Consider the following 15,468-nt stretch of genomic DNA (forward strand, 5'->3'; position numbering starts at 1 on the left):
CTGCCGTGTTCGTTGTTATCGTATTTGGCCATTTCCGGTCATTAAGAATTTTACTGTGGTTAGGGCTTGTAACCCCATTGGTCCGCGCGCGTGAAGTTTTTGAGTAGAAATGCCAATCTCCGCGCCAAATCCAAGGACTCCACCGTCTGTAAATCTGGTAGAAGCGTTATGGTAGAGGGATGATGCATCTACAAGCTTCATGAACAAATCGGCGGTTTCTTGATTTTCTGTTATGATCGCTTCTGAGTGTTTGGTTCCGTACTGTTCAATATGCTCAATTGCTTCGTGTACATGATCTACAATCTTCATTGCGATGTGTAGACTTAAGTATTCATTTGCCCAATCGTCTTCCCCTGCAGGGACTGCATTTGGGATAACGGAAAGTGTCTGTTCATCCCCATGTACCGTAATTGAATGTTCCTGTAATGTCTTAACCAGTGCATCCTTATGCTCTAACAACCAATCCTTCTGGATCAGGACTGTTTCTGCAGCATTACAAACAGCTGGTCGATCCGTTTTAGCGTTCACAAGAATTGGTAATGCCTTATCAACGTCTGCTTCGGAATCAATATACACATGGCAGTTCCCGACACCTGTTTCAAGTACGGGCACTGTTGCATGTTTCACAACCGTATGAATTAAAGAAGCGCCACCACGGGGAATAAGTACATCAATGTATTTTTTCATCGTAAATAATGGCTGGGTCGCTTCTCTGTCAGTACTTGCAATAAATTGAACAGCTTCTTTTGGTATTTTCGTATGTTCAAGCGCATATTGAATGACGTCAACAATCGCCTGATTTGTGTGTATCGCAGATGAACCACCTTTTAAAATAATGGCATTCCCTGATTTCAACGCAAGTCCAGTAGCATCAACCGTTACATTCGGACGTGCCTCATAAATCATCCCGATAACACCCAATGGCACAGTTACCTTTTTCACCTGTAAACCATTTTCTAATGTCCAGTCTGAGATGACTTGGTCTGTGGGATCCTCTAGACCAGCAACTTGGCGAAGCCCCTCCGCAAAATCAAAGATACGTTCTTTCGTTAAAGTTAATCGGTCCATAAAAGCAGGTGTGTAACCAGCTTCTTGGCCTTTTTGAAGGTCTACTTTATTCGCTTCTAAAATGGACTCATATCCCGCTTCCAAATGTTCGGCTAAAATATATAAAGCTCTGTTTTTATCCTCTGTTGATAATATACCTACTTTTTTTGAAGCCTTTTTTGCTATACTCGCTTGTGATTGAATATCGACATTTTCTTTAAGAAACGTCACGAAATTCCTCCTTTTAAACCCCAACCGTTATCGGGGCGTCAATATGACAAACAAAATCTCCCATCTCCATAATGACCGTATAATCAGTTGACTGATCTTTTTCGTCCTCCAGCATCCTTCTCAAATCAGCAGAAGAAACCTTCACAACCCCGCGTGCTATTTCTTCATCGTTGAGATCCATCACTCGGACAACTGCACCTTTATCAAACCTACCAACGACCTGTTTAATTTCTTTAAAACGCAAGCTTTTTCTCTTTTTCACCATTCGATCTGTCGCATGAGGATTTATAATAATTTCACCTTTAGCACCTGAGTGAAAAGCAATCCACTTTCTCTTTTGATTAAGTTTGGTCACGGACTCTTTACAAGTAAAATACGTACCAGTCGCGGTTTCTCCTACTGCATCTATGATGATATTCTCCTTGTTTGCATTTCCTAAAAAGGTAGAAATACCCGATGCCATTGCAATCTTCACGGCGTCAATTTTTGATTTCATGCCTCCTGTACCAACCGAACTCCCGGACCCACCTGCAGCATTTTCGATGTCTTCGGTAATTTCAGTAACACGATCAATTAGTTTTGCATCTTCATTTACTGTCGGGTTTTTATCATACAATCCATCTATATCGGATAAAATCACTAGCTGGTCGGCATCTACTAATCCAGCCACCTTAGCCGCCAATGTGTCATTATCCCCAAAGTTCAAACGCTCTGTCGAAAGTGTGTCATTTTCATTGACGACTGGAATAATACCTCTTTCTAATAAAACATTTAAGGTGTTATGAACATTTTGATAGCGTGACTCATCCAAAAAGTCACTTCTTAAAATCAAAATCTGAGATGCCACATATCCATGTGATAAAAAAAGATGGGAATAGGTTTCGATTAATAGCCCCTGACCAATTGAAGCTGCTGCCTGTTTTTCTGGCAATGAATCAGGGCGCTTAAGACAGCCAAGTTTTCGATAACCAGCTGCAACCGCCCCTGATGAAACAAGGACAACTTCATGCCCTGCATCTTTTAGCTGAGCAATTTCACTCGCTAGTTTTTCTAGCTTTCTCTTACTAATTTCTCCATGACGGCTTGTTAACGAGCTACTTCCTACTTTTATAACGACTCTCTTTTCTATGGACATCCGATCAATCCTTATCTTTTTTTGTTTTGATTGCCGGACGAAGCGTTTATCGCCGGTAAAATTACTATGTTAAACAGCCTGAACTTTTTTGGCAGTCTTGCCCTCAAGCTGCGAGCTTATTTCATGTGAACGCTTTGCTGCATGTTTAATAGCTTGTGAAATCGCCTTGCCACCGCCATTCTTTTCTAGTGCGGCTAAACCAGCAGCTGTCGTTCCGTTTGGTGAAGTTACATTTTCTCGTAATGTTGATGGTGTTTCACCCTGTTGCTGGATCATTTTGGCAGCACCAATAATCATTTGCGCAATAATATCCCTTGATAGGTTTTCCTGTAAGCCCGCCTTTTGTACGGTTGCTTCCATATGCTCCATAAGGTAATAAATGTAGGCAGGCCCACTACCTGCTACTCCTGTGAAAATATCCATTTGGTCTTCGGGAATCTCATACACTTCACCAATGGATTTGAGTAATTCTTTTGCTAGAAACATATTTTCATTTGTTGTATAGGAACCGGCTGATATAGCCGTTGCAGACTCTCTAATCATGCTAGATGTATTCGGCATTACCCGGATCACCTGTTGCCCAACTGGTAGATATTGCTCCATATAGGTTGTAGTAATACCCGCTAACACGGATAAAACAAGTTGGTTTGGTTGAAGTGAATCATTGATGGACTGTAGTGCAGTTTCTGCATCTTTAGGTTTCATTGCGAGGACAATAATATCGATATTTTTTAAGGCTAGGTCTTGGCTTACTAAACCATTAATGTTATAAGCAGCTTCTAACTGTTGTAGTCTTTCCGTATTCGTTCTGTTGGTAACAAAAATCTGTTTAGACGGGACTTTTCCAGCTGCAACAATTCCTGAAATCATTGCTTCTGCCATAGATCCTGCCCCTATAAAAGCAATCGTTTTTTCATGTAACATCAAATGTCTCCCTTGTGATAAATTTTAAAACATAGTACCTATCGTAACATCTTTAAAATCATAAACAAGGGATTCCCGGAAAGTCATATGCATATGATTCAATTAGTTAGTGTAAACGCTACCACAGAAAGCTAATCACACCTAACCAACTGAGACGCGCTCAAACCGTCGCTGAGGATAATATTTGAAGATTGAAACGAGCTTCAGAGAATGGGACAGAGGGAGAGGTTCAGTGTCCCAATTCATGGTAGACTAAAACAAAAGGAGATGGGAAATATGGAAAAACACCCTTACATAGACCAATTATTTATTGGTAAACCCAAAACATTGGGAGACCCGAATGCGAAGAAACACATGGACAAAGAATGGACAAGTGGGATTTTTAAAGAGCCTGCTCTCACACCGCTTTGGCTTGGCAAGGAAAAATTAGAAGGAGACGGCCAAGCAGATTTAAAAAATCACGGAGGACCCGAAAAGGCAGTTCTTGCCTATGCAGCGAATCATTATGAAGAATGGCAAAGTGAATTGAATAATGAACGGATTCAAGCAGGTGCAATGGGGGAAAATTTCTCTGTAGTGGGGCTGGATGAAACCAATGTGTGCATTGGAGATATTTATGAGGTCGGTGAAGCTCTTGTACAAGTATCTCAACCGCGTCAACCGTGCTGGAAACCAGCTCGACGGTTTAAAATAATCGATTTTGCCTTACGTATTCAAAAAAGCGGTCGAACAGGATGGTACTTCCGTGTTGTCAAAGAAGGCATTGTAAAAAATCACGATACAATCAAATTAATTGAACGATCTTATCCTGAATGGACAATCGCCCGTTGCAACGAAATCATGCATAGTAAGAAGGACGATTTAGACTCGGCTGCAAAACTAGCCACATGCGAACACCTTGCAGCCAACTGGAAAGAAACCCTCACAAAACGACTCAAAGGCGAGTCAAAATCAATTGATAGCCGTGTGTACGGACCAAATAAAGAAGAGATTAAATGAAGGATGTGACCCTCTTCAAAAGCTAATCTTGCCATTTTATCTGAAAGACATGGTCAATAGATCTTGCTCATTAATGAAAATTCAATGTTATTCCGGTATAAATTTTTTTACATTAAAAAATAACAAAAAGATATCAAATATATTGACAATTACATTTTACGGATGTATAGTGTGATTTATATTAAAAATACTTCTTATCAAGAGAGGTGGAGGGACTGGCCCTTTGAAACCTCGGCAGCGGACAAAATTCGTACCGTGCCAATTCCAGCAAGTTACTTGAGAGATAAGAAGAGGATAATGGAATTGACCTTCTGCCCTCTTCTGTCTGAAGAGGGCTTTTTATATTTTCATAAAATAATATTTTCTGATTATAAGAATAATAATTTGTTATTCAGAAATGTTGAGGGAACTTTTTTTAAGGACTAACGAAAGGGGAACAAGAATGATAGAGTTTCAAGATCTGATTAAGGTATACGACAGCGGCGGCAAGAAAGTGCACGCTTTAAATAACGTCAATTTAAAAATTAACAAAGGAGAAATCTACGGGGTGGTCGGATTCAGTGGTGCCGGCAAAAGTTCATTAATTCGCTGTGTGAATTTCCTTGAACGTCCTACCTCAGGAAAGGTTATTGTTGACGGGCACGACCTAACAACCCTTTCCGAAAAGCAGATTCGCGAAGTAAAGAAAAATATTGGGATGGTATTCCAGCACTTTAACCTTTTAAATTCAAAAACAGTATACGCGAATGTCGCAATGCCACTTATTTTAAGCAAAACACCAAAAGAACAAATTAAAAAGCGTGTTACAGAACTGCTTGATTTCGTCGGCTTAGGTGATAAGGCTGATGTTTATCCTGACCAACTTTCTGGAGGGCAAAAGCAACGAGTTGGTATCGCTAGAGCATTAGCAACACAACCATCGATTCTTCTTTGCGATGAAGCTACCTCTGCGCTGGATCCCCAGACAACAAGCTCCATCCTGCAACTGTTGAAAAAGATCAATCAAGAATACGACATTACAATCTTAATGATTACTCATGAAATGTCTGTGATTCGTGAAATTTGTGATCGTGTAGCTGTCATGGAAGCAGGGCAAGTGATTGAAGAAGGAACTGTCTTTGATGTCTTTTCCGCACCAAAGACACAAACCGCGCAAAACTTTGTCAGCACTGTTATGCACGATCAAATTCCTGAGTCCATTTTAAACATGATTAATAACAATCAAGAATCACAAAACATCTTCCGAATAAGCTTTGTCGGTCAGTCAACTGGTAAGCCGTTTTTATCACAACTTGCCAAGAAGCTTGATATCGATATCAACGTACTGTTCGGTAGTATCACAGAGCTTCAAGGTATCCCATTCGGTAATTTGATTGTGGAAATTCAGGGGCCAGACGCAGAGGTAAAACGCGCTTTAACATATATGCAATCACAACAAATAAGCTTCAAGGAAGTGACATCCCATGCTAGTTAATACGGAACAAATCATCGAAGCGCTAATTGAAACGATACAAATGGTTGCCTTCTCCTTTATCTTTTCGATTATTCTTGGGCTGCCACTCGGCATTCTTCTTTTTGTTACCCGAAAAGGTCAGATACTTGAGAACCAGCCGGTTTTTACCGTTGTCAATGCAATCATTAATATATTCCGTTCCATTCCATTCATTATTTTATTGGTAGCAATCATTCCGGTTACCCGGTTGATCGTTGGAACATCAATTGGAACAGCTGCTGCAATTGTTCCGCTCGTATTTTACGCCGGACCATATATTGCCAGACTAGTAGAAAGCTCATTGCTTGAAGTGGACGAGGGTGTACTTGAAGCAGCTAATGCGATGGGAGCTACTCCCGTCCAAACTATTTTTCGATTCCTACTTCCCGAAGCACTCAGTTCATTAGTCGTAAACTTTACAATTGCGACAATCGGACTGATTGGTGCATCTGCCATGGCTGGTACTGTCGGTGGTGGAGGAATCGGGGACCTGGCTATTACCTACGGGTACCAACGCTTTGATACTACAACAATGATCATTACCGTTGTCATTCTGATTGTGATGGTTCAAGGTCTACAATCGTTCGGCAACATCTTATCGAAAAAAATACGAAGAAGATAATCTAGGAGGAAACGTATCATGAAAAAAATCTTATTACCCATTCTTTTACTTACATTAGTTATCTTTACAGCTGCCTGCTCTAACAACAGTGCTAGCGGTAAAGAGTCAGAAACAAAAAAAGTAAAAATCGGCATCACCGGTACAGACACACGTACATGGGATTATGTAGCTGAAAAAGCAGCTAAAGAAGGTATCGAAATTGAACTTGTCTCATTTAGTGACTATGTTCTACCAAACACTGCACTTGCGGATAACGAAATAGACGCGAACTCATTCCAAACAGTTGCTTACTTTGACCAATTTATTGAAGAACATAATCTAGATCTTGTGCCAATTGCAACTACCTATCTTGCTCCAATGGCAATTTACTCAGACGAGTTAAAGGATGTAAAAGAGATCAAAGACGGTGCGAAAATTGCCTTACCAAATGATGTATCTAACCAAGGAAGAGCCCTTTTATTACTTCAAGAAGCTGGGCTACTTAAACTAGTCGATGATTATGACGGTCTTGGCTCAATCGAAGAAGCAATCGTGGAAAATCCAAAAAATCTAGAATTAATCCCTACTGCTCCTGCCCAAATCCCAAGAGCTCTGCCAGATGTAGATGCAGGTATTATCAATAACGGATTTGCAAGAGATGCTGGATTAAATCCAATTGAAGACTCTATTTTCCATGAAAGTGAAACAGCGATTGACTATCTCAACATTATTGCAGTAAACAAGGAAGATAAAGACGACGAAACCTTAAATCGAATTGCTGAACTATTCCAAGAGGAAGATACAGCTGATTTTATTAACAAAGAACATGGCGGTACTCTAATCCCAACCTTTGTTCCACTTGAGAATATTGGCTGGTAATTACCAAATCAGGAGGGAAACTTAGTTTCCCTCTTTTACATAATAAAGGAGGAAATAATCATGACCCAAGTTATCACTCATTTAACAGAAGCAATCACAGCAAATATTGATACGAATAAAGAACGCTACATTGAAACTAGTCACAAAATCCATGAAAACCCGGAGATTGGTAATGAGGAATTTTTCGCTTCTGAACAATTAACAACGATTCTTGAAGATGAAGGATTTTCTGTTGAAAAAGGTGTAGCTGGTCACGAAACAGCCTTTGTTGCCCGTTTCAAATCAGAAAAGACGGGTCCATCCATTGCCTTTTTAGCTGAATATGACGCCCTTCCTGGTTTAGGTCATGCTTGCGGCCATAATATCATTGGAACATTGAGTGTCGCTGCGGCGGTTGGATTAAGTAAGGTACTTGCGGAAACTGGCGGCGAGGCAGTCGTTTTTGGAACGCCTGCTGAAGAAGGTGGTCCTAACGGAAGTGCAAAAGGAAGCTTTGTTAAACATGGATTAGTTGAAGGAATCGATGCAGCAATGATGATCCACCCTCAAGGAAAAACAAGTCTTACCTCTCCTTCACTAGCTGTGGACCCGCTTGATTTTGAATTCATCGGAAAATCAGCTCACGCAGCTGCTGCTCCTCATAAAGGAATTAACGCCCTAGATGCTGTCATTCAGCTATTCAACGGTATCAATGCTCTTCGCCAGCATGTCACAGACGATGTCCGCATTCACGGCATCATCACACATGGCGGTGATGCACCAAATATCGTTCCTGATTATGCGAAGGCTCGATTCTTTATCCGTGCGGCTACAAGATCGGGGCTAAATGAAGTTACCCAACGAGTAAAAGCAATTGCTGAAGGCGCAGCTCTTGCTACAGGTGCAAAGCTCAATGTCATTGCTTTTCAGAATGAAGTCGATAACTTGTTGTTAAACGATGCGTTTAACGCCGTATTTAAAGAAATCATTGAAGAGTTGGGAGAAAACGTTGCGGACGAAAGAGAAGGAATTGGTTCCACAGATGCCGGCAACATCAGCCAAGTCGTGCCAACTATTCATCCATATATAAAAATTGGATCTGATGACCTTGTTCCACATACTGTCCCATTTAGAGAAGCAGCAGCATCTGAACAAGGCGACCAAGCTTTAATCACTGGCGCGAAAGCACTTGGCCTCACCGCGTTACGCCTGATTACTGAACCACAATTGCTTGAAGACATTAAAGGCGAGTTCAAACAAAGAAAAGCAGCAGAAGAATTGAAGTAAGATAATCTCCTCAAGAATTTTTCTTGAGGAGATTTTTTATGTGGTAAAAGAGACAGGGAAGTTTATAAAACGGTTGTTTGACAGAATCACCAAGACCTACAATGAAAATGGATTTGCAATCCTTTAAGGACGGAAAAATTCAATTCGATTTGGAAACTCAATGAACCTTTCCATATGAAAAGGAATAAATAAGTGACATACAAAACGCCCTTCGATGCAGGGCGTTTATTCTCCAATTCTTGACTGAATGGACTCCGTAATCGTTCCTAAACGACGGATTTTTGTATTTACTTCAATGGTAACTTCCATGTTTTCAAATTCCTGATCCCAGTTTGGTTGAAGTTTTCTCCACGACTTGAGATCTGATCTGTGAATCACTTCACCAAATCCAAAAATATCGCTTTGAAACTTCTCCTGAACGTTCGTTATAGACACTTTAATATGATTAGTAATCTCTGCTTCGTATTTTTTCTCCAATTCTTTAATATTTTTGGGGTTGGTTAGTTCAATCTTGCAGGCTGCTTCTCCGACGTTTCCTTCAGAAAAAACTTGAACATTGATTTTCGGTTCGCCATCTTCTACTTTTCCGGTTACTTTTGTTTTGGAACGAATGGTATTTATGGTTAATTTTCCATCCTCACAATGTATCGATTCCACTGTGCTTTTGATATTATCGGTGATATAGTTAAAGCCAATGCTTTCTTCCTCATTTAACCAGCCCAATAATTTATCTTTCTTAAATACCCCAACAGAATCAATTCTTAAGCCTGTACTTGGTGAGGCATTTTGAGCGTTTGTAACATTGCTTCCAGACTTTGGATCACCATACACATAAACCCCCATTAAAACAGGTTCTTGCCCTTTACTCACGACACTATTAATTAATTCGTCTAATCTCACCGTTTTCACCGGCGTATATGTTTTCTCAGAATTCTCCAAAGCACCAAACAGTTTATTTGCTGGCACTTTTTCAAGAGCGGTGGTGACATTCAAAACATCATAAGCGGTTGATCCCTTAGCGACCGTAATAAAGTAATCTGAACGCATTTCATGGTTACGGGAAAGATAATCTAAGACCCCTCCAATCCCTTCTTTCGCCAACTTTTCACCGAAGACCACTTCACGCAAGTGAGCTACATAAGGTCGTCTAGGTGCATCCTTAGACATTTTTTTCATCGCATCAACAACAGTTTCTCCACTTTGCATAAACGTTACCACTTCTGATCGGCCAGAATTGTTTTTTCCAGCGATTTCACTAGGGTTCACCGCTTGGATAGTAACATTAAAACCTTCCTCTGTTTTATCAATTCCTAGGCCTACAATGATTGCTAGTTCATTCAACTCTTTTTTACTCCAACATCCAACTAAAATCATCATCGATAAAACAATTTGAATGAATACAATGATCATTCGTTTCATGTAAAATCCCTCTTAACGTAAAAATGAATGACTACACTTTCTTAATTACCTGGTTTGGGTGACGGTGTATCGTCCCTAACTATGTCTTTTTGATTTAATAATCGAGGCCTAGTGATTAAAGCCCAGTGTGGCAGCCGTATTAAATTGTCTTTTTGATCCTGTAAAATAAAGGGTGCAGATGGTGACAAATATGGAATTCCAAAAGAACGTAAACTATTAAGATGGAGAACCATGATAATGAGTCCAATGATAATGCCAAATAATCCAAACGTAGCTGCAAGAATCATAAAAAAGAAACGCAGAATCCGAATCGATATCGCCATATTGAAGGTAGGAGCAACAAAGCTACTGATGGCCGTTAATGAAACAACAATAACCATTGTGGCAGACACGACCCCTGCTTCAACAGCCGCTTGTCCGATAACTAAAGCACCAACAATTGATATAGCCGAACCCACAGCTCTTGGCATTCTTACACCAGCCTCACGTAAAATTTCAAAAGTGATTTCCATCATCATCGCTTCGACAATGGCAGGAAAAGGAACACCTTCACGCTGTGCCGCTAGACTGATGAGCAAGCCAGTTGGAAGCATTTCTTGATGAAAGGTTGTTACAGCTATATAGACTGATGGTGTTAGCAAGGCTAGAAAAAACGCAAAATACCTGAGTAGACGAATTAATATGGATATATCTACCCGCTGATAGTAATCTTCACTTGCTTGGAAAAAGTGAACAAACAGGGCGGGAACGAGAAGAACAAATGGGGTACCGTCAACCACAATGGCAACCCTACCTTCCAAAATCCCTGCTGCTACTACGTCTGGCCGTTCTGTATTATATACAGTTGGAAATGGGGTATATGTTTCATCCTGAATGAGTTCTTCAATATACCCACTTTCTAGAATGGCATCAATGTTTATACGATTGAGCCGTTCCTTTACTTCTTTTACGATTTTGTCATTCACAACCCCTTTTAAGTACATAATCGATACATCCGTTTGGGTTCGCTTTCCAATTTGTTTGGTCTCTAGCCAAAGGTTGGGGTCTTTTATTTTACGTCTTATTAAAGCAGTATTTGTCCTTAAGTTTTCCGAAAATCCTTCTTTCGGTCCTCTTACAACAGTCTGTGAAGAAGGCTCCTGTACACCGCGATCTACCCATTTTCGAAACCCGAGTGCATATCCCTTTTGAAAACCATTCATTAAAATAATGGTATCCCCTGACAACAAATGAAGAAAAAGCGTTTTGAATTCACTTATTTCTTTTATTTCCCCTACTGGTAGGGATTCTGTTTTGATGACTTCTAACAAGTTGTCTGAAGATAAGTCTTTTTCGTCTAATTGAGCATTTCGAATCGAAACCATTAACGTTTCAAGGATAAATTCCTGAACAGATGCAGAATCAGTTAATCCATCTGTGTAAATAATCCCAAATTTAAATTTTTCATTTCTACGAGCTTGAAATTCTCTCGTCACAATATCCGAGCTATTTCCTAACGCTTTCTTTACATACTTCAAATTGTAGGTAAGGTCGGCAGAAAGAGTAGTTTGATCAGATCGTTCAGACTCATTTTGTTGTTGTTCAAAGTCTTGACTATTACTTGACTTTTCAGACTGAGCCTGTTGGTGTGCTTCAAGCTTTTTAGTTTGTTTTTCATTAAGTACATCCTTTAATGTTTTAGGTTTTCTCGTTTTCAACTCCAGCCTCCTTCCGTCTTTTTAGGTATATATTTTCACAGATGTTGGTAGCTTATCCACTTATAATGATTAATGGATAATTTTTCATATTCAGCTAAAAATAGAAAAGAACCTAATTAGAGAGGAAAGTTTGAAGAGAAATGGAAAATGCAAAGATTTCCTCCTATCAATTGTTTTCTTTAATATATATATTTATTTTAGGAACGACGATGATTTTTCCAGTCGGAGCAAATGGAGAAAAGGCTGCCTGGATTTCTATTATCATTGGAATGGTCGGAGGGATACCACTGCTCGCTATGTATCATTATTTAAATATACAGTATCCCAACTTACTACTTACAGACTATTGTCGAAAAATTCTCGGGAAGTTAATTGGAACAATAATAGGAGTTTTATATGTTCTTTATTTTTTGTATGGCGCTGCACGTGATGTGAGGGATGCAATGGAGCTTATGCCATTATTTTTAAATGAAACCCCAACTTGGGCAATTGGAGCAATGATTTTACTCCCTATCACGTTTGGATTGTTTTTAGGAATAGAGGTTATTGCCAGAACGAGTGAAATATTCTTTCCATATATCGTTCTTACCGTGGTCTTAATGGTTATTTTTGTTATTTTTTCAGATATCGTAAACGTGGAAAACTTGTTCCCCGTTCTTGAACCTGGTTGGGGGAAGATCATCCAAGGAGCACTTACGGATGCATGGATGGCACCATTCGGAGAAATGATTTGTTTTACCATGATTTTCGCATATTTACAGCCATCAAAATCACCATTAAAAGTGGGGCTGGTAGGGGTCCTTACGGGGGGATTTGTAATAGTATTCACCCATTTACTGATTATTTCTGTCCTTGGGGGAGATATACGAAATGAATCGATTGCCCCTTTACTCGTGATGGTAAAGAAAATTAACGTAGGCGATTTTATTCAAAGACTTGACGCTCTCTTTATGATTGGGCTAATCCTCAATGACTTTTTTAAAATTGTGGTTTTTATGTATGCGGCCGTCATCGGGGCTGCAGCAATTTTTAAAATATCTAAAAATCGTCTTATTATTCCATTTAGCCTGATTGTGATGTTCACGTCGATGTTCTTTGCCGATAGCTACACGACCCACATGGCGCAAAGTGATATCGTGTTGAAATATGTGTATCCCATCTTCGCAGCTTATATCCCGTTGCTGTTATGCACCGTAAGTGCTATCCGTCAGAAATTCAAGAAAAACAAAGCTAAATATGGGACATAGGGACAGGTTCATCGTCCCAAAATTAAAATTAATTAAAACTTGAAATATATCAAAAAACTTGGTATCATACTAACAAATCAAAAAGGCTATATGTGACTGGCGCACGCGGAAAACCGCGAGGGAGCATATGGTGTCGGAGCCGTTCGCCTGGGCAGAGGTAAGGGAAAGTCCCCTTGCCTCTTTCTGTTATCCATGGGATATTGTAATTTTTACCAACCCTAAACAGATCCAGACCTCATTAATTTGTATATTAAAAGTTTTCTATACTTAAAATCTATGTTCAGGAAAGAGGTAGACGAGATGAGCACACTTCTTAAAAACCAGGTAAAAACGATTAAAACGTTAAATAATATTGCAGAAAGCGGACTAAAGGTATTCGAGAAAGGTCCATTTACAATCGATGATCAAAGTGAAAACCCTGATGCGATTGTTGTTCGCAGTTTCAATATGCATGACCTCGAGCTTGGCGGTAATGTTAAAGCAATTGCACGCGCAGGCGTTGGTGTAAACAATATTCCCATCCAAAAATGCACGGAGAAAGGCATTGTTGTATTTAATACACCAGGTGCCAACGCTAACGCTGTAAAAGAAATGGTGTTAACCGCTTTAATGGCTACATCCCGTAACCTCTTTGCAGGTATTTCATGGACAAAAACATTAGAAGATAAAGGCGATCAAATACCAGCACTTGTTGAAAAAGGGAAAAAACAATTTGTCGGAAAAGAAATTAAAGGGAAAACTTTAGGTGTGATTGGTTTAGGTGCAATTGGTGCGCTAGTTGCAAACGATGCGCTTGATCTAGATATGGACGTAATCGGATTCGATCCATTCATCTCTGTTGATACAGCTTGGAACTTATCACGTAATGTTCAGCGTGCAATGTCACTTGAACAGTTGTTTGCAGAGTCTGATTATATTACCGTACACGTTCCATTAACCAACGATACAAAAGGAATGTTTAATAAAGAAACATTCAGCATCATGAAGCCAGGTGTTCACATTATCAATTTCTCACGTGGAGAGCTTGTGAACGAAATCGATATGGCAGTTGCACTTGAAGATGGAATCGTTGGGAAGTATATGACAGATTTCCCTAATGAAAATGTTTTAAAAATGAAAAATACCATTTGTACACCGCATCTTGGAGCTTCAACAAATGAGTCTGAGGAAAATTGTGCAATTATGGCAGCTCGTCAGACTAAGGAATTTTTGGAGACAGGTAATATTAAAAACTCTGTAAACTTTCCAAACGCGTCTCTCCCTTATACAGGGAAAACACGCGTAACGGCTTTCCATAAAAATGTGCCTAACATGGTTGGTCAAATCACATCAGCTATCTCAAACTATGAACTAAACATAGCCGACATGGTAAACAGAAGCCGCGGAGAATACGCATATACAATGATCGACATTGACAATAAAGTAAATGGAGATATCGTTCCTAGTTTACTAGAAAAAATCAAGCAAATTACCGGAATTATTTCAGCACGAGTGATTTAAGATAAAAAGGAAGCAAGGGGTGTCCCCCCTTGCTTTTTTTGTTTCCTTTGCTGGTTCAGTTTCCCCTAATTTATTCCAGACACATACCTCTTTCTCACCATAACAGGTTCGGCATCCCCTAATTTCATCCAGTCACGGACCTCTTTCTTATCTCTAAAATACCATCTCTTCAACCATCTCTTCAGTACCCGTGTTAATAAATAATCCGCGAACAATTACATCATCAGGCACAAGTGGATGTTTCCGGATTGTACCGGCATTTTTTTGCACAAAATCTGTTGCTGACTTGTTTCCCTCCAGCCACTCTTGCAAATTCATACCAAGGAATTCCGGCTTACAATTCTTGAAAAGATACTCGAGGGTTTCAAGTTTATCCTGAGGGACAGAGGGACAGGTACATCGGTCCAAGCGCGATGTATCAATCCCCTTGTCCCCAACAATATAAACTTCTTTAATCTTTTCTTGGTAAACCGTAATGATGATATTCCTCATGATTTCGCCAAAAGGATGTAACACTTCCCGACCATTGCTATTCAAGATGATCATATCCTCTGGGTTGTTGATATGGTTCACATAGTTGGAGAAACATTCTGGTTGGTATTCTGCTTCAGTTAAAAATAACACTTTCGTTCTTTCGTCTGAATTCATTGCATTCACCCCATTAATTTAATTGGCTTTCCAAGTCAGTTGAAAGTTTAAAGACAATAACCCGCTCTCCAGTACGTGTACTAATATCCGTGTAAAAACTAATCACTTCCTGTCCAGTGATTGTATAAATGATGTTTTTTAATTCTTCAACACCTGACTCTACCAAGCTATTACGATTTTGTTTAACAGCTAGGAGACCTCGTTGATCCTCACAAAGGGAATATTCAGCAGGAGTTAAGATACCACGCAAAACAACGATAATCATATCCCGTAAAATATCTGATTTAACCGAAACCGAGCCGCGTCCGAGATAACTTTTTTCCCAATGTGTTAATTCTTTACTAATTTCAGCTTCAATTGCTCCTTTTGACTTCTCCAACATG

Annotated in this window: 14 protein-coding genes and 2 riboswitches; of the genes, 7 read left to right on the top strand and 7 right to left on the bottom strand. The window is 39.7% G+C overall.

Features of this window, described 5'->3' with window-relative positions; all coding sequences use genetic code 11:
- Positions 1-15: 15 nt before the first annotated feature.
- From E1I69_RS08420 to proC, 3 genes are all read right to left on the bottom strand, one after another.
- Positions 16-1,278 (bottom strand): glutamate-5-semialdehyde dehydrogenase, encoded by a 1,263-nt coding sequence (locus E1I69_RS08420; protein WP_136379167.1) that lies wholly within the window; start codon positions 1,276-1,278, stop codon positions 16-18.
- Between the two features lie 13 nt (positions 1,279-1,291).
- A complete protein-coding gene (gene proB / locus E1I69_RS08425; protein ID WP_136379168.1) occupies positions 1,292-2,413 on the bottom strand; it encodes a glutamate 5-kinase in 1,122 nt (373 codons plus the stop codon).
- 69 nt (positions 2,414-2,482) lie between these two features.
- Positions 2,483-3,337 (bottom strand): pyrroline-5-carboxylate reductase, encoded by an 855-nt coding sequence (gene proC / locus E1I69_RS08430; RefSeq protein ID WP_136379169.1) that lies wholly within the window; start codon positions 3,335-3,337, stop codon positions 2,483-2,485.
- A 276-nt stretch (positions 3,338-3,613) separates the two neighbouring features.
- Here proC and E1I69_RS08435 point away from each other — a divergent pair, with 276 nt between their 5' ends.
- The 5 genes from E1I69_RS08435 (at position 3,614) to E1I69_RS08455 (ending at position 8,574) form a co-directional block, all read left to right on the top strand.
- Positions 3,614-4,336 (top strand): MOSC domain-containing protein, encoded by a 723-nt coding sequence (locus E1I69_RS08435; protein WP_136379170.1) that lies wholly within the window; start codon positions 3,614-3,616, stop codon positions 4,334-4,336.
- A gap of 191 nt (positions 4,337-4,527) precedes the next feature.
- Positions 4,528-4,626: riboswitch (SAM riboswitch) on the top strand.
- 152 nt (positions 4,627-4,778) lie between these two features.
- The gene (locus tag E1I69_RS08440) at positions 4,779-5,810 is read left to right on the top strand and encodes a methionine ABC transporter ATP-binding protein (RefSeq protein ID WP_136379171.1); all 1,032 of its coding nucleotides are present in this window, start codon (positions 4,779-4,781) and stop codon (positions 5,808-5,810) included.
- Positions 5,800-6,450 carry a methionine ABC transporter permease gene (locus E1I69_RS08445; RefSeq protein WP_136379172.1) on the top strand — a complete coding sequence of 217 codons (651 nt, stop codon included), beginning with the start codon at positions 5,800-5,802 and terminating at the stop codon, positions 6,448-6,450. The genes E1I69_RS08440 and E1I69_RS08445 overlap by 11 nt, the downstream gene beginning before the upstream one ends.
- Before the next feature lie 18 nt (positions 6,451-6,468).
- Positions 6,469-7,308 carry a MetQ/NlpA family ABC transporter substrate-binding protein gene (locus tag E1I69_RS08450; protein WP_136379173.1) on the top strand — a complete coding sequence of 280 codons (840 nt, stop codon included), beginning with the start codon at positions 6,469-6,471 and terminating at the stop codon, positions 7,306-7,308.
- A gap of 60 nt (positions 7,309-7,368) precedes the next feature.
- Positions 7,369-8,574, top strand: a complete 1,206-nt coding sequence (locus tag E1I69_RS08455; RefSeq protein WP_136379174.1) for a M20 family metallopeptidase — start codon at positions 7,369-7,371, stop codon at positions 8,572-8,574.
- A gap of 225 nt (positions 8,575-8,799) precedes the next feature.
- On the opposite strand, the gene E1I69_RS08460 is transcribed toward E1I69_RS08455, so the two are convergent.
- Together E1I69_RS08460 and E1I69_RS08465 are read right to left on the bottom strand one after the other, a co-directional pair.
- The gene (locus E1I69_RS08460) at positions 8,800-9,993 is read right to left on the bottom strand and encodes a Ger(x)C family spore germination protein (RefSeq protein WP_136379175.1); all 1,194 of its coding nucleotides are present in this window, start codon (positions 9,991-9,993) and stop codon (positions 8,800-8,802) included.
- A 41-nt stretch (positions 9,994-10,034) separates the two neighbouring features.
- Positions 10,035-11,690: a spore germination protein gene (locus E1I69_RS08465; RefSeq protein WP_136379176.1), complete on the bottom strand. Its 1,656-nt coding sequence runs from the start codon at positions 11,688-11,690 to the stop codon at positions 10,035-10,037.
- Between the two features lie 140 nt (positions 11,691-11,830).
- On the opposite strand from E1I69_RS08465, the gene E1I69_RS08470 reads away from it, so the two are divergent.
- Positions 11,831-12,937, top strand: a complete 1,107-nt coding sequence (locus E1I69_RS08470; RefSeq protein ID WP_136379177.1) for a GerAB/ArcD/ProY family transporter — start codon at positions 11,831-11,833, stop codon at positions 12,935-12,937.
- An 82-nt stretch (positions 12,938-13,019) separates the two neighbouring features.
- A riboswitch (ZMP/ZTP riboswitch) is annotated at positions 13,020-13,097 on the top strand.
- Between the two features lie 140 nt (positions 13,098-13,237).
- On the top strand, positions 13,238-14,437 hold the full coding sequence (locus E1I69_RS08475; RefSeq protein ID WP_136379178.1) for a phosphoglycerate dehydrogenase: 1,200 nt from the start codon (positions 13,238-13,240) through the stop codon (positions 14,435-14,437).
- Positions 14,438-14,590: 153 nt separating this feature from the next.
- On the opposite strand, the gene E1I69_RS08480 is transcribed toward E1I69_RS08475, so the two are convergent.
- Both E1I69_RS08480 and E1I69_RS08485 read right to left on the bottom strand, forming a co-directional pair.
- Positions 14,591-15,085 carry a carbonic anhydrase gene (locus E1I69_RS08480; protein ID WP_136379179.1) on the bottom strand — a complete coding sequence of 165 codons (495 nt, stop codon included), beginning with the start codon at positions 15,083-15,085 and terminating at the stop codon, positions 14,591-14,593.
- A 13-nt stretch (positions 15,086-15,098) separates the two neighbouring features.
- Positions 15,099-15,464 carry a DUF2294 domain-containing protein gene (locus tag E1I69_RS08485; RefSeq protein WP_116354021.1) on the bottom strand — a complete coding sequence of 122 codons (366 nt, stop codon included), beginning with the start codon at positions 15,462-15,464 and terminating at the stop codon, positions 15,099-15,101.
- Positions 15,465-15,468 lie beyond the last annotated feature (4 nt).

It is taken from the genome of Bacillus timonensis, from assembly GCF_004799755.1.
In the GTDB taxonomy this organism is placed as follows: Bacteria; Bacillota; Bacilli; order Bacillales; family Bacillaceae_L; genus Ferdinandcohnia; species Ferdinandcohnia timonensis_A.